The organism is Aestuariibaculum sediminum (genome assembly GCF_014596945.1).
Lineage (GTDB): Bacteria > Bacteroidota > Bacteroidia > Flavobacteriales > Flavobacteriaceae > Aestuariibaculum > Aestuariibaculum sediminum.
The window spans coordinates 12,752-36,536 of the sequence record NZ_JACVXB010000007.1; the positions used below are offsets into that span (position 1 = coordinate 12,752).

At 33.9% G+C, this 23,785-nt stretch carries 16 protein-coding genes and 1 pseudogene; 6 read left to right on the plus strand and 11 right to left on the minus strand.

Features of this window, described 5'->3' with window-relative positions:
* The 3 genes from ICJ83_RS13915 (at position 1) to cydB (ending at position 3,198) form a co-directional block, all read left to right on the plus strand.
* Positions 1-582, plus strand: coding sequence for a methyltransferase domain-containing protein (locus ICJ83_RS13915; protein WP_188231017.1), 582 nt, complete (start codon positions 1-3; stop codon positions 580-582).
* A gap of 205 nt (positions 583-787) precedes the next feature.
* Positions 788-2,119, plus strand: coding sequence for a cytochrome ubiquinol oxidase subunit I (locus ICJ83_RS13920; RefSeq protein ID WP_188231018.1), 1,332 nt, complete (start codon positions 788-790; stop codon positions 2,117-2,119).
* Positions 2,120-2,121: 2 nt separating this feature from the next.
* Complete coding sequence (gene cydB, locus ICJ83_RS13925; RefSeq protein WP_188231019.1) at positions 2,122-3,198, plus strand: cytochrome d ubiquinol oxidase subunit II; 1,077 nt, start codon at positions 2,122-2,124, stop codon at positions 3,196-3,198.
* Positions 3,199-3,236: 38 nt separating this feature from the next.
* Here the strand turns inward: cydB and kbl are convergent, their stop codons facing one another.
* Positions 3,237-4,427 (minus strand): glycine C-acetyltransferase, encoded by a 1,191-nt coding sequence (gene kbl, locus ICJ83_RS13930; protein ID WP_188231020.1) that lies wholly within the window; start codon positions 4,425-4,427, stop codon positions 3,237-3,239.
* Between the two features lie 13 nt (positions 4,428-4,440).
* Positions 4,441-5,433, minus strand: coding sequence for an NAD-dependent epimerase/dehydratase family protein (locus tag ICJ83_RS13935; RefSeq protein WP_223154784.1), 993 nt, complete (start codon positions 5,431-5,433; stop codon positions 4,441-4,443).
* A gap of 133 nt (positions 5,434-5,566) precedes the next feature.
* On the opposite strand from ICJ83_RS13935, the gene ICJ83_RS13940 reads away from it, so the two are divergent.
* Positions 5,567-6,031, plus strand: coding sequence for an Lrp/AsnC family transcriptional regulator (locus ICJ83_RS13940; protein WP_223154785.1), 465 nt, complete (start codon positions 5,567-5,569; stop codon positions 6,029-6,031).
* Positions 6,032-6,337: 306 nt separating this feature from the next.
* On the opposite strand, the gene ICJ83_RS13945 is transcribed toward ICJ83_RS13940, so the two are convergent.
* The 8 genes from ICJ83_RS13945 to ICJ83_RS13980 form a co-directional block, all read right to left on the minus strand.
* The gene (locus ICJ83_RS13945) at positions 6,338-7,693 is read right to left on the minus strand and encodes a DUF3472 domain-containing protein (protein WP_188231022.1); all 1,356 of its coding nucleotides are present in this window, start codon (positions 7,691-7,693) and stop codon (positions 6,338-6,340) included.
* Positions 7,694-7,706: 13 nt separating this feature from the next.
* Positions 7,707-9,032, minus strand: coding sequence for a hypothetical protein (locus ICJ83_RS13950; protein WP_188231023.1), 1,326 nt, complete (start codon positions 9,030-9,032; stop codon positions 7,707-7,709).
* Positions 9,033-9,102: 70 nt separating this feature from the next.
* On the minus strand, positions 9,103-10,191 hold the full coding sequence (locus tag ICJ83_RS13955; RefSeq protein ID WP_188231024.1) for a DUF5007 domain-containing protein: 1,089 nt from the start codon (positions 10,189-10,191) through the stop codon (positions 9,103-9,105).
* A gap of 37 nt (positions 10,192-10,228) precedes the next feature.
* Positions 10,229-10,888 (minus strand): fasciclin domain-containing protein, encoded by a 660-nt coding sequence (locus ICJ83_RS13960; protein WP_188231025.1) that lies wholly within the window; start codon positions 10,886-10,888, stop codon positions 10,229-10,231.
* A gap of 30 nt (positions 10,889-10,918) precedes the next feature.
* A complete protein-coding gene (locus tag ICJ83_RS13965) occupies positions 10,919-12,463 on the minus strand; it encodes a RagB/SusD family nutrient uptake outer membrane protein (RefSeq protein ID WP_188231026.1) in 1,545 nt (514 codons plus the stop codon).
* 12 nt (positions 12,464-12,475) lie between these two features.
* Positions 12,476-14,380 (minus strand): TonB-dependent receptor domain-containing protein, encoded by a 1,905-nt coding sequence (locus ICJ83_RS13970; protein ID WP_188231027.1) that lies wholly within the window; start codon positions 14,378-14,380, stop codon positions 12,476-12,478.
* Positions 14,365-15,678, minus strand: coding sequence for a carboxypeptidase-like regulatory domain-containing protein (locus tag ICJ83_RS13975; RefSeq protein WP_188231028.1), 1,314 nt, complete (start codon positions 15,676-15,678; stop codon positions 14,365-14,367). The genes ICJ83_RS13970 and ICJ83_RS13975 overlap by 16 nt, the downstream gene beginning before the upstream one ends.
* 150 nt (positions 15,679-15,828) lie before the next feature.
* Positions 15,829-17,187, minus strand: a complete 1,359-nt coding sequence (locus tag ICJ83_RS13980) for a Gfo/Idh/MocA family protein (RefSeq protein ID WP_188231029.1) — start codon at positions 17,185-17,187, stop codon at positions 15,829-15,831.
* Positions 17,188-17,448: 261 nt separating this feature from the next.
* On the opposite strand from ICJ83_RS13980, the gene ICJ83_RS13985 reads away from it, so the two are divergent.
* Entirely contained in the window at positions 17,449-21,564 is a 4,116-nt protein-coding gene (locus tag ICJ83_RS13985; RefSeq protein WP_188231030.1) for a hybrid sensor histidine kinase/response regulator transcription factor, read from the plus strand.
* 74 nt (positions 21,565-21,638) lie between these two features.
* On the opposite strand, the gene ICJ83_RS13990 is transcribed toward ICJ83_RS13985, so the two are convergent.
* The gene (locus ICJ83_RS13990; RefSeq protein WP_188231031.1) at positions 21,639-22,067 is read right to left on the minus strand and encodes an FKBP-type peptidyl-prolyl cis-trans isomerase; all 429 of its coding nucleotides are present in this window, start codon (positions 22,065-22,067) and stop codon (positions 21,639-21,641) included.
* A 569-nt stretch (positions 22,068-22,636) separates the two neighbouring features.
* Here ICJ83_RS13990 and ICJ83_RS16985 point away from each other — a divergent pair.
* Positions 22,637-23,785, plus strand: a pseudogene (locus tag ICJ83_RS16985) (hypothetical protein); the annotation flags it as partial.

Sequence of the window (23,785 nt, forward strand, 5' to 3'; positions counted from 1 at the left end):
ATGGATTTATCGGAGTCGTATTGGGAAAATCGATACAAAACCCATGAAACAGGTTGGGATATTGGACATATCTCCACCCCTATTAAAACCTATGTCGATCAACTTACCAATAAAGAACTAAAAATTTTGATTCCCGGTGCAGGTAATGCTTATGAAGCCGAATATTTGTTTAAATCGGGCTTTACCAATGTTTTTGTGATTGACATTTCAAAAACGGCATTAAATAATTTAAAGAAACGTGTCCCGAATTTCCCAGATCAACAGATGCTTCACGGGAATTTTTTCGATTTAAATGATACTTTCGATTTAATGATTGAACAAACTTTTTTTTGCGCTATTAATCCCAGCCTTCGCCCTAAGTATGCCGAAAAGGCAAGTCATATTTTAAAGCCTAATGGGAAACTAATTGGCTTACTATTTAACGTTCCTTTGAATAAAACGCATCCGCCATTTGGAGGTTGCAAAAGTGAATATATTAAGTATTTCCAGCCGTATTTTAAAATTAAAACATTGGATTTGTGCTACAACTCTATTGAACCAAGAGCAAACAAAGAACTATTTGGAATTCTGAATGTTAAATAAAAGTAAAAACCGTAATTATGTAACATTTATTACAAATTATGTTGATTAAACTTATTATTTTTGCAGCCGATTACAGAAAATGTAAACTTCCATATTAAGATTAATAGCCCGAAAAAGCTTTCTTGAAAAAGAAGGCTTTTTTTCGTTTTTAGTGCCATTTATTGTTTTTCGTATCTTATTTTTGTTGGTATTATAACCACATACCATGGAAGACATGCTTTTCTACGATAGGATGCAATTCGCATTTACTATCACCTTTCACTACCTGTTTCCTCAATTAACCATGGGACTTTCTTTAATTATAGTCTGGTTTAAATGGAAATTTTTAAGAACTAAAATTGAAACGTATAATGACGCAGCTAAATTCTGGATGAAAATATTTGCCATTAATTTTGCCATGGGTGTAGTTACAGGTATCCCTATGGAATTTCAATTTGGTACTAACTGGGCTAAATTTTCAGAACTTACAGGTGGTATTATCGGGCAAACATTGGCTATGGAAGGAATGTTCTCATTTTTCTTAGAATCTTCATTTTTAGGCCTCTTTCTTTTTGGTGAAAAGCTTTTAGGACACAAACTTCATTTCGTTACCGGATTTTTGGTGTTTCTCGGTTCTTGGGCCAGTGGTTATTTAATTATTGCCACCCACTCATGGATGCAGCATCCTGTAGGATATGAAATTTTAGAAAATGGCAAATTTGTTCTTAATAACTTTGGAGCATTATTCTCTAACCCTTGGTTATTGCCTTCGTATTTTCACAATCAACTGGCGTCTGTAATAACGGCTTCTTTTGTTATTTCGGCCGTTGGCGCTTTTTATGTATTAAATGATAAGCATAGCATATTTGGAAAATTATTTTTGAAATCCGGAGTTATATTCGGTCTGATATCAAGTATTTTAGTCGCATTTCCAACAGGAGATTTGGTTGCTAAAAATGTAGTAAAACATCAGCCAGTAACCTTCGCTGCGATGGAAGGCATATTTGAAACAGAAGACGGTGGCAGTGAAATTGTTTTAATTGGACAACCGAATATCTTGGAGAAAAAATTAGACAATAAAATTGCCGTTCCCAATATTTTAAGTTTTTTAACCTATCAGGAATGGGATGCCGAGATTAAAGGTTTAAATGAATTCGATTCGAATATATATCCTACTAATATTCCGGGACTCTATTATGCGTATCATATTATGGTTGGATTGGGTACCATTTTTATAGGTTTAATGTTGTTGGCTGCGGTGCAGTTATTAAGAAAAAAACTTTTTCAAACGAAATGGATTTTGTGGGCCTTACTATTTATGGCGCCTTTTCCTTACATAGCCAATACAACAGGCTGGTATACCGCCGAACTTGGTAGACAGCCTTGGTTGGTATATAATTTACTGCGAACTAGCGAAGGTATTTCCCCAACAGTTTCTTCTGGTAATACGCTATTTACCTTACTCGGCTTTGTAGGCTTATATTTATTACTTGGCCTCTTATTTTTAATACTTGTTGGAAAAATTATTTATAAAGGTCCTCAACCAAAAAAATACTAATTATGGAATTATTCTGGTATATCGTATTAATGACTATGTTGACCGTTTATGTTATTCTGGATGGTTACGACTTTGGCGCAGGTATTGTACATTTGTTTTTTGCCAAAAAAGAAAAAGACAAAAAAGCCATTACCAACGCAATTGGCCCCTTTTGGGACGCCAATGAGGTTTGGTTAATTGCCTCTGGAGGTGTTCTTTTTTTCGCTTTTCCTACGCTCTATGCAGCATCTTTTAGCGGATTTTATTTACCGCTCATTATGATATTATGGTTACTTATATTCAGAGCCATTGGTTTAGAACTACGTGGACAAATACATAACAGTATTTGGGAAACCATTTGGGATAAAGCTTTTGGAATTGCCAGTTTACTATTAGCTTTATTTTTTGGTATTGCTTTAGGCAATGTGGTACGTGGGGTTAACCTAGGCATGGTTACAAATGGCGTTCCTGTACATGAATCTCATTATTTTTTTCTGCCACTTTGGAATCCAACATTCAGCCCTACTACCGAACATTTAGGCATCATAGATTGGTTTACCATTTTACTTGGTATTATAGGTGTAGTTGCCTTAACTATTCATGGTGCAAACTGGATTATATTTAAAACGAATTCTGATTTAAATGATAAATTAAAACGAATCGTTTTCAGATTAAATTTTGCGCTTTTAGGATTAGTTGTTATTTCTCTTTTGGTTTGGCATATTATTGAACCTAAACCTTTTCATAATTTTATAAAAACCCCTTGGTTGTGGATTTTTCCTTTCATTACTTTTACAGGATTATTCGGGTTGTTTTTTATAAAACGCTTTAAAAAAGACGGACAAGGGTTTATTTTTTCTGCATTGTTTCTGTTCGGTGGGATTACTACAACGGTAGCGTCAATTTTTCCTAAACTATTACCTTCAACTAATACTATAAATCCTGATTTAACCATCTATAATATGGCAGCAGATGATTACGGCTTATCAGTTGGAGTAAATTGGTTTATTGTAGCGATTATTTTAGTAATTATATACTTTACCATTCAGTATAAAGTATTTAAAGGAAAAATGGATAATGTAGGCTACGGTGAGCACTAGCATTATCCATTTTGAAAATTATTTAAAACTAAGTTTTCTTAAGAAATCACATTTAATGCTTTACCTACTTTAGTAAAAGCTTCTACCGCCTTATCAATATGATGTGTTTCGTGTGCTGCTGAAAGTTGCACGCGAATTCTCGCCTTTTCTTTTGGTACAACTGGATAAAAGAAAGCGATAACGTAAATCCCTTCATCTAATAATCTAGCTGCAAATTCCTGCGCTAATTTCGCGTCATATAGCATAACGGGCACAATTGGATGTTCTCCTGGCATAATATCGAATCCAGCTTCGGTCATTTTTGTTCTGAATCGGTGAGCATTTCCTTGTACTTTTTCAATTAAATTAGTAGACGTTTTTAAGGTATCTAAAACCGCAATAGAAGCTCCTGCAATTGCTGGCGCCAACGTATTTGAAAATAAATACGGACGAGATTTTTGTCTAAGCATTTCTACTATTTCTTTTTTAGCAGCAGTAAAACCACCCGAAGCACCCCCTAAAGCCTTACCATAAGTACCGGTAATAATATCAATTCGCCCCATAACATTGCGATATTCATGCGTTCCGCGACCTGTTTTACCAACAAAGCCTGTAGCATGACATTCATCGACCATAACCATGGCATCATATTTATCGGCTAAATCACAAATTTTATCGAGTTGTGCAATAGTACCATCCATTGAAAACACACCATCGGTAACTATTAGTTTTCTTCTGGCTCCAGAAGCAGCCTTTAACTGTTCCTCAAGAGCTTCCATATTATTATGTGAATAACGGTAACGCGCCGCTTTACATAATCGTATACCATCAATAATTGATGCGTGATTTAATTCATCTGAAATTATGGCATCTTCTTTAGATAAAATTGGTTCGAAAACCCCTCCATTCGCGTCAAAAGCTGCAGCATAAAGTATACAATCCTCCATACCTAGAAATTCAGCTGTTTTCTGTTCCAGTTCCTTATGAATATCCTGAGTTCCACAAATAAAACGTACTGATGATAAACCAAAACCATGTGTGCGCATAGCCTCAATTCCTGCTTCAACCACGTCTGGATGTGACGATAATCCCAAATAATTATTCGCACAAAAGTTTAATACTTCTTGGCCTGCTGTGGTGTTAATTTCGGCTCCTTGAGGCGTGGTAATAATCCGTTCTTTTTTATAAAGTCCAGATTCCTCTATCTCTTTTAATTCGTTTTCAAGCTGTTGTTTAACTGCTCCGTACATAATCTTGTATATTTTATTGCGTTACTAAATTGTATTGTTTTGTTAATTGCATAAGCATATCGCGGGTCATGGCGTCTAAATCGTATTTAGGTTTCCACCCCCAGTCTTGTCTTGCTTGTTCGTCGTTTAACGATGATGGCCAGTTTTCAGCAATCGTTTGTCTGAAATCAGGCTTGTAGCTCACCTTAAAATTAGGATAATATTTTTTAATATTAGCGGTTATTTGCTCCGGAGTAAAACTCATGCCTTGTAAATTATACGACGTTCTTACTGTAATAGCGTCTTTTGGAGCATCCATAAGCTCCAGCGTGGCACGTATGGTATCTTCCATATAAATCATTGGCAACATAGCGTCAGGCTTTAAATAACATTCAAAAGCTTCTTCTTTTACTGCTTTATGATAAATCTCGACAGCATAATCGGTAGTTCCTCCTCCAGGCAAAGATTGGTAACCAATGACGCCTGGATAACGCAAGGACCTTACATCTAAACCATATTTAAGAAAATAATATTGTCCCCAATTTTCTCCAGAGGCTTTACTAATTCCATAAACCGTAGATGGGTTTAAAAAATCGGTTTGCGCTGTGTCTGTTTTAGGAGCCATATCGCCATAAACTGCTATTGAACTCGGATAAAACACCTTATTAACCTTCTCTTCTACTGAAACTTCTAAAACATTAAATAATGTTTTCATATTTATGTCCCAAGTAAGCAAAGGATTTTGCTCGCCCTTAGCCGATAAAATAGCTGCCAAATGATATATTTGCGTGACTTTATTTTCTTTTACAATCTGCTCTAAACGTGCCTTATCGGTAACATCTAATTGCTCATAAATTCCCGTATAATTTTTTATAGGATTTAAATCTGAAGCAATAACTGCATCCTGACCAAACTTAATTTTTAGGGCTTCAACTAATACAGAACCTAATTGACCTCCTGCTCCTGTAACTAATATTTTTTCGTAATCCATACCTATTCTTGTAAAGGATAAAATTACGAAATACATGACTAAAAACATTATATAACCTTTAAAAACAAATTTTTACAGGAAATTTTATTTTATTTATCTATTTTAAAAGAATTTATCACTTTTAAATTAATAAATTATTACCTTTAAGAGAAAAAATAACTTGATATTTATGATGGAAAAACTCGATTCAATTGATTTAACCATATTGAAAATCTTACAAAACGATGCAAAAAAAACCACCAAAGAGATTGCAGCAGCCTTGGGCATGACCATTTCTCCAGTTTATGAACGCATAAAAAGATTAGAAAATGATGGTTATATTAAAAAATATGTAGCGCTTTTAGACAAAAAGCAACTCCACTACCCGGTAACCGTAATTTGTATGGTTTCCTTACGCTATCATAACGAAGGTTTTATCGATAAGTTTGAAGAGCAAATTAAAGAATTACCTGAGGTTCAGGAATGCTTTCATATGGCTGGAAAAGTCGATTTTTTTCTAAAAATAAATATGACGAGCCTAGACGGTTATCATGACTTTGTTCGGGTAAAACTCTCTAATATTTCAAATATTGGGATATTAGAAAGTTATTTTGTTTTGAAAGAAATAAAGCATAGTACCGAATTTGTTATTTAGATAATCGTTGTTGGTTGTTTAGATAAAAAATACTCTCAATAATAACTACCTCCAATTCGAGTGAATTTCACAATTGCAATGAAGTAAAATTTGTATCCAGAAATCATAAACCTTAAATATTAAATCATTTCAGCACCAATAAATATGATATAACCCAATTTTACGGCATTCAATTTCTACTATTATAGAAATGATCAACTAAAAAACAATAAACTTTCTCATCAGGTATTTATAGTTGTAAAACAAAAAAGCCTTTCAGTTAAACTGAAAGGCTATAAATAGCTCAAAACTGCGGCAAATAAATATTTATTTATTATGGGTAGCTTCTAAAACTGAAAAATCTATTTTAGGAGGTTGCCCATTGGCTTCTCGTATAAATTTTGTGTCTATTTGGGTGTTTTCATTAAAGAAACCACAGTTTTTCATAAAAAATGCATTCTTATCTACACCTCCTGCATAATCCATTCTAGATTCCTTTCGGGCTGTAGCATCTGCAGTAAATTTAGCTTCTGTTAGTTCTATCCATTCACCTTCTGTAGTACAAATCCATTGATTCTGATAATTTGCCATTCTTTCCAAATATCCAGTATTTGGATTAAAATTCTCTAAAAACGAATGGAAATTTTTTAAATATGTAGAGGTATCTGGTCTCTGGAAACTTGCTATTAAATTCCATTTATTTTTTTCAGAATCGAAAAAATAAGCAGTATAAATTGTTTGGTTGTTTTTTGTAGGCTCACCTTTTAATAAAAACTTATAAGTTAAACCAGCCTTCCAATTAAACACTTTATAACTTTGTCCTCCAGAACCCTCATTACCAAATTCTCCGGCAGTTACTCCTTCCCCTTTTCCTAGCAATACAATTTTATATTCATCTGGTATTTCGTTTGGATCTTGAGTTTTAAAAGGACTCCAAACTGAAAATAGAATTCTACGCTCGGATTCAGAATTTACCTGAATACCAAAGTAACCATGTTTAAAGCCATTAGCCATAAAATAAGAACCTATTTTATCTTCACCCTCAGGAACATTTATTTCATTATAATACCAAAGTATATCTTTATTTTCTGGTGTTTTATAGCTTAAGTGAACAGAAGGCCCACGACGACCAAAATAAAAATCTTCATCTACAAAATATACCCCACTTTCTACAATCTTTCCTTGCAATAAAATGTCACTTACTTCTGCTATGGTTTCACCCACCTTACTAACCCCTTGAATTTCTATAAAATTATATCCTTCTTTAGCATTGAATTCATCTATTTCAATTCTTTTAAAATCTGAATTATTAATTTTAATTTCTTTAGTAACATCTCCTAAAGTCACTCTTACAACCGATTCACCCTGTGGTGCTTTTGCTACCAATGATACCAATAATTTACCTGAGGCGTTAGTTTTAAAATATGTATGAATTACAGTATTCAAATCTGTCCAATTATGAACGCCTTCCTTACCAATTACCTGACGGTTCGTATTAGGCTCATTTATCACCCAACTATTACCCTTAGTTGGTATACTAATTATTTGCCCTGATTCTTGAATAAGTTCACTACTGTTATTAGAAACGATAACATCCTTGTTATTTGAACGACATCCTATTGCACTAAAAGTCAATATTCCTCCACACAACACGGATACTGCAGTTATATAGTTTTTTTTCATTATACCCAAAATATTATTTATTATCTTTAAAAGGAATTTTAACAATTACTGTTTCTCCCTTACCATATTTATTAGCTATACTTTGCACCGTCCATAAATCGCTTAGATTATCTCCATCTATTACACTCCCACTATAATCCCCCCAAGATGTCCCGTCAGTTGCTCCTTTTCCTTCACCTAAACTAACTATTTCTCTAACTGTTCCCAGAGGATCGTTTGCATAACGGTAGGCAAACCGGGGACTGATAAACATTTTTTCGTTCGTTTCCTGAAAACCAATAACCACATCATTGTTTTTATTAACCGCTATGGTTGTTTGAATAAAATTAGTTCCTTCATTTTCTATTAAACCTGTTTGAACAATTGTCCCATCAGTTTCTATTTGATGCCATTGCACAGCGGACCTTCCTTTATAATTTACGGCGTGCGAAAACCAAATGCATCCATTCTGGAACACCAAATTTTTTGGGTTTCTATCTCCCGATGATGTTTTTTGTTCTGTATCTTTTTGTGGCGATTTGGGCGGGTAATTAGTATACTCTAACTTATGCTTTGTCTGGCATACATTTTTAGCAATTGGTGTTCCATTATCTCCTGTTGTTACTTTATTTATAATAAAGTCTTCTTTAGTCAAAGTAAAAAAGTACAAGTCGTCTATATCATCCTGCATAAAAACAGGATGACCTAAACTTCCCTGAAAATGATAAGCTTGGGTTTCTTTTCCTTTTTTAGCATCTTTAATAGACATGACAAAGGTTTTTTCTTCTCCTCCAGGAAATGAATAACCAATCCACTTTTTACTAAAGCCTAAACCTCCTCCATCAACACCTCTAGGAGCTGAGACAGGATAAATATGCCAACCTTTTGTCGGGTTATCAGATTTTGATATGGCTATATTTACTGGCTTCTTTTTGTCTTCATCCCAAGGATTCCACAAATCGAAACCAAAAACCTTATTATGAGGATCAAAAAACATTTTAGGGTCTATACCTTTGTTAAAACAATTTTGAGAAACGCCATCGATGAATAATCCGTTTTTATCATAAATTATAATTCCTGAATTTGTTGCATGTAAAACATACCCACCACCTACGGCTACTTGAGGATCTACCTGCCTGTTACCGTCAACTGCGCCACTAAACTGCATAAAACCATTATACATCTTTGTGCCTCCACCCTGCACTCTTTGCGGACAACTATCCTCTCTAAATGCTTTTTTAATTATGGGGGTTATTTGTTCTGTTCTGGTTGGTTTAACCACCCTATTACTCTGTGCTGACAAAGGTGCATAGCATGCCAAGACCAACAAAACTATGGCCCTTAACTTACATAATATCATGTTAGGATTTTTTTAAAAATCAAGGCTAGTTGCCTCTAGCCTTGATTTGTCTTTATTGTTTAGTAAATGATCACACTTTTAATTTTGTGTAAGGAATGCGCATTTTAATTTCCCAAGTTCCAGAGTCATTAATTTTTATACCCCAACGAATATAAGCCTGATTGACTATTTCTCCATTTGCATTTGTATAAGGTGTCCAATCGAAAGCACCATAATCTGCCTCGTAAGCTTCAGTATCTACGGTAAAAGCATCACGTGTTGTAATATAGTACATTAAATAAGAACTATTACCTCCATAATTTCTCGCATACTGAGGAAAAGGTGGTGCTGGTAAAGAAAAAGTTGTAGAGGTCGCGTCAGAAATAGTTTCTACGGAGTTATCATGATAATTTTGAAGATATGATGAACCACTTGGATAAAATGGTATTTTATCAGGATGCAATGGATTATCATAACTATCAGTTATAATCATTTTTACATTTACTGCTAGAGAAGGCTCTTCACTAACCTTAGTAATAGTAATATAAGGGTGCGTACCATCTAAAACACTAGGCACTTCATCATCAAAACCATTTGTAATAACAGAGGTATACAAAGCATTTAGACCATTATTAGACTGTCTCACGAGATTAAGTCTGGAGCGCATTTCAGTAGGAAACTCTACAGGTTGAAAAGGCTCTAATTTAATTACAGTAAAGTCATCTAATTGCTTCTCACCTCGCACATTAGAAGCATTTACATTTACTTTATAAGTGTCTTGCCCTTCAATATACTTTGTAGCCTGGGTGAAAGCAAATTCACCACTAACACTATTCATTAAAATAGACGGTTGCTTTGTTAATTCTAACTTAGCATTAGCTAAAGCTAAAGTAGTATCAGTATCTCCATTAAAAGCTTCTTTCCAAGTTAATATTTCATATTCATCGAAGAAAGCATTTGTAGGATTTCCATCTGCGTCAGTTATACTTGTAATCTCCCAATGCATGGGATATGTAGAACCTTCTATCGCTGGAGTTGCGCTTGTTGAAAACACCCCCCGTGGTACAAAAATAGTATCTTGTGTGGCATGTATGTTGTCACTTAAATACCCTACTTCTGGCGGCTGACATGCCACTATTATTAGGGCTACAGCCAAAAATGTATATAATATGTTTTTCATTTGTATGTTTTTAATTAATAAATTTCGAATTGGTAAATTAGTTTCGCTTATAATTAAACAACGTATGGTTACCTTGTAATACATGGATAACGCCGTTTGTTGACATTATATTAGAGGTTCTAACCACAAATTTATTATCCCTCTCATCCGCATTTCCAACATTCTCATTCCAATCATCCCAATCTTGACCTATCTTATAAGTAAAATATACCAATTCTGGGTAAGTATCTAGTTCACCACCGTAGATATCAGCTGGCTCAAGAGAAATTCTTCGTTCTTCTCCATTTGTAGAAGTATAAATTTCACCTTGGTTTTTGAACATATTCTCTCTTGTAATTTTACCATCAAAAATATATCCTCCAAGATATTTAGTTAAAGTATCTGCAGGAATATCATTAACGGTATATTCGGCTAATGGGTCAGATTCTCTCATTTCTGCTAATACCGCATCTATATAATTTTTTATAGATAAATTATTAGGAGCAAAAATGGTTGCATTACCATTTACAACATTTTCCATCCCCGCACGTTCAATAAGAATTGCTAGGGTATCTAGTTGATCATGAGATTTAAAAAATTCCAGCGTTGTAGAACCAGTATTGGGGTTACTAAGCCCTCCATCTACTAAATATCCATCGCCATCGCAAGCATATATACTTAGTAAAAGTGCTAATATGGGAAATATTAATTTTTTCATCTTAAGTCTTTTTTTAAAATAATACATTTACTAAATTTTGCCTTGCCAGTATTCAGTTTGAACAATCGCTGGGTTGGTTGAAATAATATTTGGATGAACAGGCCAGAAATAACCTTTCTTGTTATTTCTTGCTGTATTTGCCCAACTTACGCCTTCAAAATAGTCCATACGGATTCTATCGTACCCTGATTGTGCCTCTCCAACAAATTCTATGGCTCTCTCGTCAAAAATAGCCTTCATTAAACTTTCTCTGTCAGTAGCTCCAGTATAATTTGGTACACCAGCCTTACCTCTAACCATATTGATATCATTAACTGCATCAATACCATTATTTAATCTGGCGTTAGCCTCTGCTCTTAATAAATACATATCAGCTAATCGGAAAATTAAAATATTCGATTCAGAAAATAATGCATATGAACCTTCAGAATCTGGATCTTGAGAAGAATAAGCGTATTTCATAGTAAATGTACCATTGGTAGTTCCGTATTCATAGAAAAATAAATCTTTTCTAATATCATTTGTTCTATCCGGATCCATGGTCATCATTTCGTTACCATAAAAATCGGCGTTCCATACTGGTGTAGCCCCTGTTGCCACAGTAGGTCTATTAAATGGTGCGTTTAAAGTTAGTCCTGTATGGTTATTATCTGCTGTAGACACCCTAAAAGATTCTCCATAGGCTGAACTTATATTAATCTCGAATAATCCAGTTTCAGATTGACCTGTACACATTTTTTCAACTCCATCTGCTCCTTCTACTGTATAATCTATAAGACTCGCTCCACTATTGTTAATTACATTTGTTGTTGCAGCAATAGCTTCATTAATCATCCCTGTATTATCATTATCTCTAGATGCATACCACAAAGCAATGTGTGCTTTTAAAGCTTCCGCACTTGCTTTATTTGCTCTAATTGCCCAATTTGGATCAGCAGGAGAAGAATACTCTAACAAACTAATTGATTTTTCAACAGCTTCCAAAGCAAAATCTAACACTTCGTGTTCTGGAGATCTTGGCACAGTTACTATAAAACCATCTTCAGTTACCAGCTGATCGATGCTTTCAAGCGACTCACTAATAATTGGCACATCTCCCCAGATGCGAGCCATATAAAAATAGCTTAATGCCTGTACAAATGCAGCTTCGCCTATAAGCTTATTCTTCATTTCCACTGAATCAAATAATTCATCACTCATACCTTCAATATATTGCTGAGCGGTAAATGCCCAGTTTGCTGCACGATAAAACCCTTTCCAATCTCTTGAGGCATCTCTATACGCTAAATTGTAATTACCACTACCTTCTATGTAATTTACTATCCAGTTACGGCTATCCATAAAGGTCATTCCTGTCCATTCTCCCCAGTATAAAAAATTACCTTGGGTAAGAATAACTTCTTTAAATAAAGCATACGACCCAGCCACTGCCTGTTCTGCATTTGCTTGATTTACCCAAAAAACATCAGGATGTGTAATGGTTACAGGTTCTTGGTCTAATAAATCGCTACAACTAACGAAAGTAAGCAGTGCTAAGACCATTCCATATATTTTAAAACTTATAAATTTTTTCATAACTCTTTAATTTTAGAATTTAGTATCAATTCCTAATGAAATTGTTCTTGCTTGAGGATATCCATTTCCGTATGTATTACCTTGGAAATCCACCATAGATGCGTCCACTACTTTTTTAGAACGTTGCCATTGATAAGGATTTAAAACCGAAGCAAAAATTCGTAATCTTGATAACCCTATATTTTTCATAAAAGTTTCACTTTTGTTAAATGTATATCCAAAAGCGGCATTTGTTATTTTCCAATAATCTCCACTGTCTATCCACAAAGTTTGGTTTCCTCTAAATCCATAAAAAGGCCCACCAATACTTCCCGTTGTGGGGTAAAGTGCAGGAAAATCAACACCTGCTGCGCCATCACCTGGCTTTTCCCAAAACGTATGTGCACTTAAATCAGCTAAACCTCTCCTTGCCCAAGCATCGCCTGTCCGGTCGTAAGCATCCATATAAGCATTCAACACTGTATTCTTTATATCTGCCCCAAAAGAGAACTGACTATATGCCTGTAGATACCATCCTTTGTACTGAAAGTTAATATTGAACCCACCCTGAATATCTGGTATTGGAGAAAACTCGGTTGCTAATTTCAAATCGTGATCTTCATTTAACAAGTAATCGCCATTTAAATCTCTCCAGATTGGAAAACCTGGTCTGATGGCTGCCCAAGCAGATTTTCCTGTTAAAGGTTGCCCGGTAAATGGATTAACAGGTAGTTGACTTAAATCATCGATTATATAATCATTTACAAACATTCTATACAGATTTAGAGGTAAACCTACTACATAACCATAATTTTGATTAGTATTTATGTAATCTCTATTTCCGTTTGGTAATTTAGAAACAAAATTTTCATTCTTAGAAAAATTCAACATTAAATCCAACTTCCAATCGCTAACAGCAGGAAACACTCTGTATCGAACTTGAGCTTCCCACCCGTAGTTCAATACACCGGCAATATTAGCTTGTGCATAATTGTAACCTGAGTAATTAGGAAAAGTTGTATCAAATAGCAATTGATCTGTTTTTTTGTTATAAGCTTCAAAAGTTAAATTTAATCTACGATTAAACATATCTAAATCAACACCAATATTCCATTGCTCTGTTTCCTCCCATGACAATTTATCGTTTGCCATACGATTATAATTTGGAATAACTCCAGTTACCCCGGCATAAGTAGATCTATTCATCTGGTTTGCCCAATAACCACTAGGGTTACCTCCAAATCCTAAATTATACGCTCCAAAACGCGCATTATTAGATCCCATTTGTTTACCATTTACCCCCCAACTGGCGCGAATTTTTAGGTAACTTACGAAATCTGGTAAAACTGGTTCTAAAAAAGGCTCCTCTGTTAAAGTCCAAGCACCTGATATAGAATAAAAGTCTGCCCATCTAACATCTTTACCAAATTTAGAAGAACCATCTCTAGTATAAGTTCCTGATATCCTGTAACGATCCTTAAAATTATAACTACCTCTACCGTAGTAAGACAATAGGGCATTAGACTCAATACTTGTGTCACCTGAAATCTCATCATTCGTATAACGTCCGTTAATTACTTTAATCGCATCACTTCCAAATCCTATTGCTGACAATCTCATATTTTCGTATTGGTTAAAATCAACACGATTACCTAATACTGCTGTTACATTATGACTCCCATCACCAAAACTATTAAAATAGCTAAAATAAGTATCAGCGTTAACATTGTTTCTATTATATAAGGCATAACTAGCAAATCCATCGCCCTCAGGTCTTATTGTAGAAGGCTCGTAAAAATTCTTTTTATTACTGTCATACACATATGTAAGTTGAGAGTTTAAACTTAAGCCCCCAATTAAATCAAGTGTTGCAAAATTAGATAATGTTAGTAAAACACTTCTATCGGTATTTAACTTATCATTTAACTCACCTGCCAAAGATGCTCTTTTTCATCTGAAATATAAAATAGAGAAGAATTTAACTGAGCTGGGTTTATGGGTAATGTTGAATTAAGATTAAAAGAACCTTGATAAGGATTACCTTGACCAGTTCTCTGGTCGGAATGTGTGAATCTCGTAATTAATTGATTACTAAATTTTTCACCAACTTTAAAGTTTAAATTTGATGAAAGTGTAATACGTTCAACTCCAGTTGCTTTCACAACACCTTCTATATCGTCGTAACCTAAACCGATTCGATAATTAGTTTCTTCGGTACCTCCACGCATCGAAACATTATACTTTTGCATAATTCCAGATCGATAAAATAAATCCTGATAATCAACATTGTTATTAAATGCTGGATTCAAACTATCTGACAACATAATTGGAGTTGTCCCGTTTTGTCTCTCAAATTCTGCCCACCAATTATTTAACATATCCCATTTCGCATTACGCTCTGCTGCGCCAACGTACATTGGAGCAAGGTCAGGCTTTGGTTGAAAACCTATATTTGAAGAAAATGAAAATTCAGGTCTTGCTAAAGCAGCTCCCCTTTTAGTTTGAATAATAATAACACCGTTTGCACCCCTAGACCCATAAATTGCGGCAGCCGATGCATCTCTTAAAACGTCAATACTTTCAATATCATTTGGGTTTAAAGATGCAAGAAAATCCTGATTGGATACGCCATAGCCAGCCAAGTCTTCTAAACTTGTCTGTACTCCATCGATAACATACAAAGGACTACTATAAGCTATATCTGGATCGATATTTGCTCCAACCGCTGTATTACCCCTGATGATAATAGCTCCTCTTCCTCCTGGAGCTCCAGTAAGATTTGGACTTTGCATACCAGGCACCTGAGTAGCAATTAAACCAGAAACATTTAAAACAGGAATCCCCTCTATGGCTTCTGCTTTAACACTTGAAATTGCCCCTGTAACTTCTTTTTTATGCACTTTTTGATAACCAATAAGTACGACTTCCTCAAGTTCTCCAACGTCCTCGCTAAGCTTAACGTTTAAAGAAGTGTTCTTTCCTACAGTAATCTCTACTGTTTTATACCCTAAAATTGAAAATACTAAAACAGAATTAGCATTAACACCAGAGAGTTTGAAGTTCCCGTCAAAATCAGTAGCTACTCCGATAGCTTTATTTTCTTTAACAAAAATACTAACTCCAGGTAAAGGTGTACCTGTTTGCGAATCGGTAACGTTTCCTTGAATAATTTTCCCCTGTCCATGGGATAAAAAACTCAGTTGAAACATTACTAGAAAAAATAATAATTTCCTCATAAATTTTGGTTATTAATTGGTTAATTAAAAATTTTGGTTAAAATTTGTTGCGTTTGTTTTATGATATAATTGGTTAATTAATCAAAAAAAAGAGAGTATCGAGGTAGACACCCTCTTTTTCAAATCAAGTGACTAATAAACCAAACAATATTAAAATGTTTCTTTCATCCAATTATATGGATTGCGCTTAATCCAGGTACCTCGAGTAAAATCAGGAAAATCCTGTGGCGCACCATTATTTTCTATTGATAATTCCGACAATGGTGTAATGGCACTCCACGCTGCTGCATCATAAGCATCCAATGGTGGTGCAATATTTTCTTTAGCTGATTCCACAAAAGCGTTCATTACAAAAAAGTCCATTCCACCGTGTCCTGCTCCTGTAGCAAGCTCACCATATTTTTGCCATAGTGGATGATCATATTTCTTTAACCACTCATCGGCAGCCTCCCATTGATGCGGTTTCGATTTTCCTTCAACATAAATCCTGTTTCCATCGACTTCCCATAAACCTTCGGTACCCTGAACTCTAAATCCTAATGAATAAGGACGTGGTAGATGTACATCATGAGTTACGATGATGGTTTCTCCATTAGCAGTTTCGATGGTAGAGGTAATAACATCTCCCATTTTAAAGTTAACTTTAGCATTTGGGTGATCTTGTCCGCCATGTTCAACAATATAATTGTGCATACCTCTACTTTTAGTAGCATGCGACGTCAACGACACAAATCGGTTACCTCTATTTACATCGCACATAGCTGCAATCGGTCCAACACCGTGAGTAGGATACACATCGGCATTACGTAATACAGAATGTTGTGTTCTCCATGCGGATTCTGAAATCCCTTTTTCGCCAAATTCAACACCCTTACCATAGGCTGTTTTTCCATCATTTAGCATTACAAATCGTAAATCGTGCTGGTAACCACATCTAAAATGAATAAGTTCACCGAATACGTTTTGTTTTACCATATTTAGTACTGCTAATACATCGCGACGGTAATTTACATTTTCCAAAATCATTAAATGACTACCGGTTTCTTCATGTGTATTTACCAAATCCCAACATTCTTCTAAGGTATTTGCTGCCGAAACTTCTACCCCTGTATATTTTCCTGCTTTCATAGAGTCGACTGCCATACGCGTATGCCATAACCAGGGCGTAGCAATAATAACTGCGTCAACTTCTTTTAATTCTAATAATTTTAAATAATCGTAATCAGAATCGCCAAATACCTGAGGTTTAGAATGTCCTGCATCATCTATCATCTTTAACGCAATTTTTATACGCTCTGGATCGACATCACAAATCGCTGCAACTTCGATATCCTTTCTATGTAGTGCATTATTTAAATGATTTGTTCCGCGCAAACCAACGCCAATAAAGGCCATTTTTAATTTCTCTCCTGGTTTTCCTAAACCCATACCAAACGATAAGTTTGGCATTAGTGATAAGCCTGCTCCGGCTATTGCTGTTTGCTTTACAAAATTGCGACGTGAGTTCATATATCTTAATAAAATCGATTATTCGTTAAATATTCGTTAACAAATATTCACTTTAGTATTAACATATAAGTTGATTTTTTACGCATTAAGGGGTAAAAAACTGTATATTAAAAGGTTGTGAACAATTCCTTCACCTTTTTGATTAGTTTGTCTCCCATTTGCTATTTAACAATAATAGCTTAAGCTCTTAAAATTATTATATTTACATATCTGCGACACTAAATTATTTTCCTTTATTTTTTTACATTAAAAGCAGCACATATGACTTTTAAGCAATTATTATCTTATAAAAACTATTTATTCTCAATAGTATTTTTATGTTTAACCTGCTTCACTACAGCACAGAATCATATTAACTTTAAACCAATTGCGCCTGTAGTAAATAATAAACCAATCTTTGTAAGTAAGACTGTTCAGGATAAATTTGGTCAAATTTGGATGGTGCACAGAGGAGGTCTATTAATTCATGATGGTTATAATTTTAGACCCATTACGAATAAAAACATTTTCAAAACCGAGAATGAGCGCATATCGGATATTGTCGTATGCGAGAAAAAAGACATTTGGATTATTTCGAATACAGGTTCTTTGCTATATTTTGACATTAATAGCGGGCGTTTTAAAAACAAAAATTCGATTGTAAACAACAAACGTATTAAAACAATATTTAATAATAATAATATTTTGTGGTTTGCTACATATAAGGGAGAAATTTTTCGGCACGAAGGCAATTCGACAGATAGTATTACTCAAATAACAAACAATAGCTCAATTGTTAAAGACATAAAAAGTTTGGCTCTTACTACACCTAACAACTTATTTATTGGTACAGAAAAAGGTAAAATTTTTAATTATAACTTAAATACTAAAAATTGTAAAGAAATAGTTGGACTATTTACCGATTATCCTGGTAACATTATTTTAACCTCCGACAAAAATAATAGACTATGGATTGGCACTGAAACCTATGGTATTTTTGTTTACGATAGCGACAAAGAAAAATTTATACATGATGATCTATTCTACTCAGAAAATTATGGTGTAAACAAACAAATGTTTTTAACTCTTTATAATGATAGTGATGGATATGTTTGGGGAGGAACTGATGGTGGTGGACTATATAAAATGGACCCCGAAACGGGAAAGATTGAATTATTTTTCAAGGAAGACTCTAACGAATTTTCTTTAGGAAGTAACACCATTTTAGATATTAATGAAGATAGCCATAAAAACCTTTGGATTTGTACTAATTATGGAAAAATATCTGTATTACCAAATGTAGATAATAATATTAGATATCATGAAGGTTCTGCAAATCATACACCACAACGAATTCTAAGTATTTATAAAAGTTCGAAAGATATATTGTGGATTGGCACTGATGGCTCTGGACTAACCAAAGTTAGCTTTCTACCTTCTGGAGTTTCTAAAGAAAAACAATACTTTAACAACGTAGCGATTAACCGTGGTTTTTATATCCAATCCATTACCGAAGATAAAAATCAAAACATATGGTTTGGAACTTATCGAAACGGCTTATGGTTTCATAACACAAAACTCAATACATTTGAAAAAATAAATATTGTCAACCCGAGAAATCAAGAAGCATCAGATATCAGAACTGTCTTTACAGATTCAAAAGGTCGTATTTGGGCTGGGACTAATATTTCTGTAGTTGTTTTTGATGCAAACAAAAAGCTTCTCGCTACTTTTGAAAACAATAGACATGGCTTAAAAGGTGTAATTGCCGAAAGCTTTGTTGAAGATGACACTGAAAACATTTGGCTAAGCTTTTTTAATGGCGGACTATTTAAATTCCATGAAGACCATACCAATTTACAATCTTCATCGTTTTCTGATATTCCTTTTTTAACCACCAACGATAGTAAAGAAAAGACATCAGAAGTAAAATCGATTGAGCTTGGAGAAAATGGAACACTTTGGCTCATAGATAATTTAAGCAACTTGATTAAGTTTGACACCAATTCTAAAACCTTCAAAATTTATGATAATATACAGCCATTCAAAGATGTTAGCTTGGCTTCCATTATTAAACAAGATAATGACAATTTATGGCTAAGTTCTAATAACGGTATATTTCATTTAAACCTAAAAAGCAATAATATAAGATCGTATTACAGTACCGACGGATTACAAGGAAATACTTTTTTGACTCGATGTGTGTTCAAAGACAAAGACGGCACTTTGTATTTTGGTGGTCTCAATGGGTTAAATTATTTCAATCCAACTAAAATCAGAAAAAAGGAATCTACTCCTAAACTATATATTAACACTATTGAAATACTTAATCAACCCATTGATCAACTTATTCCTGAACAAAGTAACCTAAATGTTTATAATATGGAAAACTTAGATTTAAAATCAGACCAATCTTCGTTTTCTTTTAAATTTTCAGCAATCGACAATGTTCTGGACCCCAAATTTCATTATTCCTATCGCCTTAAAGGTTTTAACAATAAATGGGTAAATAGTGGAGTGGAACGAATAGCAACTTACACTAATATTCCACACGGAAAATATGTTTTTGAAGTAAAAGCTGGAACAAAATCGGAAAATTGGAATATTCCAATGAAACAAATTACAGTAAATATAGCGCCTCCATTTTGGCAAAGTTCAATTGCTTATATACTATATTTTTTACTTTATGGATTATTCATTTACGCATTAAGATTATGGTACAAATTGCGAAATAAATTATTGATAGAAAAAATTAATCATAAGAAAGAAAATGAACTTCATGATCTAAAAATGAACTTTTTTGCCAAAATGTCGCATGAAATTCAAACGCCTATAACCCTAATATTAGGACCGCTTGAGGATATGATCAAGCGATCGGCAGACAATGGCAACTTACTTTTAAATCAGCGATTAAAAATTATAGAAAATAACAGCAAACGCCTTTCAAAAATTGCCAGAGAACTTACCCTGATTAGAAATAAAGAATTGAATGAGCTAAAACTGTTGGTTAACAAGAATAATCTTTACAAACATATTGACGAAATATCACTCTCATTCAAAGAATTAGCTCGAAAAAAACGCATAGATTTCGCTATTAATTGCCCAAAAAACTTACATACTGCTTGGTACGATAAAGAAAAAATAGAACATGTAATTTATAACCTGCTATCAAATGCTTTCAAATTTACACCAAAGGAAGGGAATGTTCAGTTAAGTGTTATCCCCATCGACTCTAAAAAGCAAATAAAACTATCGGTTTCCGATACTGGATCGGGAATTCCAAAAGAAGAATTAGAACTCATTTTTGATTTATTTTATCAATCCAGAACGAATAAAAAAAATAAAGGTTCAGGTATTGGCTTAGCCTTAACTAAGGAGTTAGTAGATTTACATAAAGGAACGATTGAAGTAGAATCTTCGCCCGTGCAAGGAACAGTTTTCACCTTCACCTTACCTATTACAAAGGACGCTTACAACGAATCGGAATTAATTATAACCGATAATGATAACGAAGAATTAAATGAACAAGAGGAAACAGAACATGAAAACCAATTACAAAAATCGGCCAAAGATCTCTCTAAGAAAACTATTTTAATCGTTGAAGACAATTTAGATTTACAAGCGTTCCTTAAAGAACTATTAGTTCAAGAATATAATATTTTATTGGCAGAAAATGGCGCCGAGGGTTACCATTATGCCAAAAGTAATTTTCCCGATTTAATTTTAAGTGATATCATGATGCCAAAAATGGATGGTATCGAGATGTGCATGATGCTGCAGGAAGACCCTTTAACAAAGCATATACCTGTAGTCATGCTTACCGCAAAAAATTCAACGAATGCAAAGATTTCCGGATTAAAATCGGGCGCCATAGAATATATCAACAAGCCTTTTAATACTAATGAGTTACTTTTAAAAATAAAAAACATCATATCTTCTAAGGAGCATATCATTTCAAAATACAGAAAAGAGATAATTACAAGCCCCGATATAGATACAGAAAAAACTCAGGACGAAATTTTTCTTGAGAATATGACCAATATTATAAATGCCAAATTAAATGATGAAGGATTTAAAATTGAAGATTTAGCAGAATCACTAAACATGAGTTATTCGAGCCTGTACAGAAAGTGTCAGGCACTCACCGGAAAAAGTTTAGTAGATTACATTCGATTAATCCGATTAAAACGTGCGGCTATTTTAATTACAAAATACGGTTATACCATTTCAGAATCGGCGTTCGCTGTTGGTTTTAACGACCCTAAATACTTTTCAAAATGTTTTAAAAAACAATATGAAAAAAGCCCAAAAGAATTTGCTAAAGAAGCAGAAAAAATAGGTGTCGACAATTATTTGAAAAAACACAATCTGGAGCATTTTAGCTCAAGTGTGAACTAAACTTAGTATGTAAAAAACAAAAAGCTTGAGATTAAAACTCAAGCTTTTTTAATATTCCAAAAAGTTATAAAAACTTATTTTATTTCGATTAACTCTAATTCAAAAGTTAAGTCATGACCAGCTAAAGGATGGTTTCCATCCACAATAATGTGATCTTCGTTAACTTCTGCTACTCTAAATTGATGCTCTCTACCATCTTCACTTTTAGACACTAAGCCCATACCAACTTCTGGTTTTACATCACCAGGTAGTTGCCCGTTGTCAACCTTATGAAATAATTCTTTTTGAATTTCACCATAAGCTTCTTCTTTAGGTATTGTAACAGTCTTTTTCTCATTTACTTCCATGCTAATGATAGCTTTTTCAAAACCAGGAATTAATAAACCTTGTCCTAAAGTAGCTTCTAAAGGCTCTCTTTCGGCCGATGTGTCAAAAACTTGACCATTACTTAATTTTCCTGTGTAATGAACTCTAACAGTATCATTTTCTTTTACTTGACTCATAAATTTTGTTTTCTTGTTTAAAAATCCTCACAAAACTATCATTTATAAATTGAATACCAATAAGATATAATTAAAACCTGATATAATTTAAGATAAACTTAACCCTTCTTTTGCTTTCATTGGTAATATCACGGTTTTTACATATAAATCTAATAGTGATTCCCTTTATTTTTAGTCTTTAAATCTCATCAATAAAATAACACTAAAATACACTTTATCGATTTTTTTATACATTTCATAGATGTTTTTTAGAATTTTGTTGTATATTCGTCACTGCAAACAACTAATTTTCACAATTGAATATTAACTAACTATTAATTTTCGAAAGTATGCCTTGTAAAAAAACATACTCATTAATTAAAAAAAGTTATTTTAATGAGCGCACACAAAAGAAGAAACAGGTATTTCAACGATTATATTTGAAATGGCCTACGCCTTCATCTAATTTTACACATGCCTTCTTGGGATTGGTTAATAGCACAATGAGAAAAAATGTTACTTGTCTTAGTTAAATAAATAATTAAAGACAAGCATTTTTTGTTGTATAACGCCCTAATCGTTAACTAATTATGAAGCATAATTACTTTAAAAACTTCTTTTCGCTTTTTTGCTTATTGTGCATAAGTATGGTAACCTATGCCATACCTTTCAATAACAATAGTGAAATAGACAAAACAACTTCATATTCAAAATTTATATACTACGGTGCTCTAACGGACTATGCACATTTTGTCCAAACAGAGTTGATAAATTTTAAGAATTCTGAAAACACATACAAAGTTGAATCCAATTTATCAGTTTTAATCTCTCCTGAGGTAGGCGACTATATATCCAATGGTGATGGTAATTGGAATAACCCTAACAGTTGGCTTGTTTGGAATGGCTCTATAGGAGTTATAACAGCGCAATACCCTGGTTTAGTTGGAGGCTCTTATAGCGTTTTTATAATGCCAAATGACACCATAACTATAGCTAGTGATTTAGGCACTCAAAATATGGATGCCGTTAATGTTTATGGAACATTAATTTTAGGAAATGGTACAGGCAATCAACACATAACTACATTAAACACCCCACAACTTACCATTGCTACTGAAGCTCCGGATAATGGCGCATTAACCTTTAATGGAAACAGAGTCAGACTTATATTGCCTGCTAATGCTGCTCTTACAGTTGAGCCATCATCTATTATCGATGGAAGTTGTTCGAATAATGATGAAATTTATATAGATACTCAAAAGTATGCTACTTGCGTAGGAGGAGGTTCTACAACGTATTCTTTTGGAGACATTATTGCTTCTGGTGGAACGATCAACGCTGAAATCGATTTACCTGCGTCAAATTATACCACCGAATCTTGTGTATCTATTGCTCTTGAAGGAAGTCATACTGGTGCGGTTTCAGGAACTGTTACCCACACCTGGACAATACAAGACCCTAATGGACTGACAACCCCATTAGTATCCAATTTGATTGGCAACATCTCCACATCAAGTTTCACTCCCACTATTTTAGGAGATTATCTATTATCATTAGAGGTTAGTGATGATAGTTATACAAACGTAGAAACCAGAACCATTATTATAGAAGATAATATCGACCCTGTGGCCATTTGTCAAGATATCACCGTACAGCTGGATGCCGCTGGTAATGCTTCTATTACGGCTGCTGATATTGATAATGGTTCTAACGATGCCTGTGGGATTAAATCGCTGGCT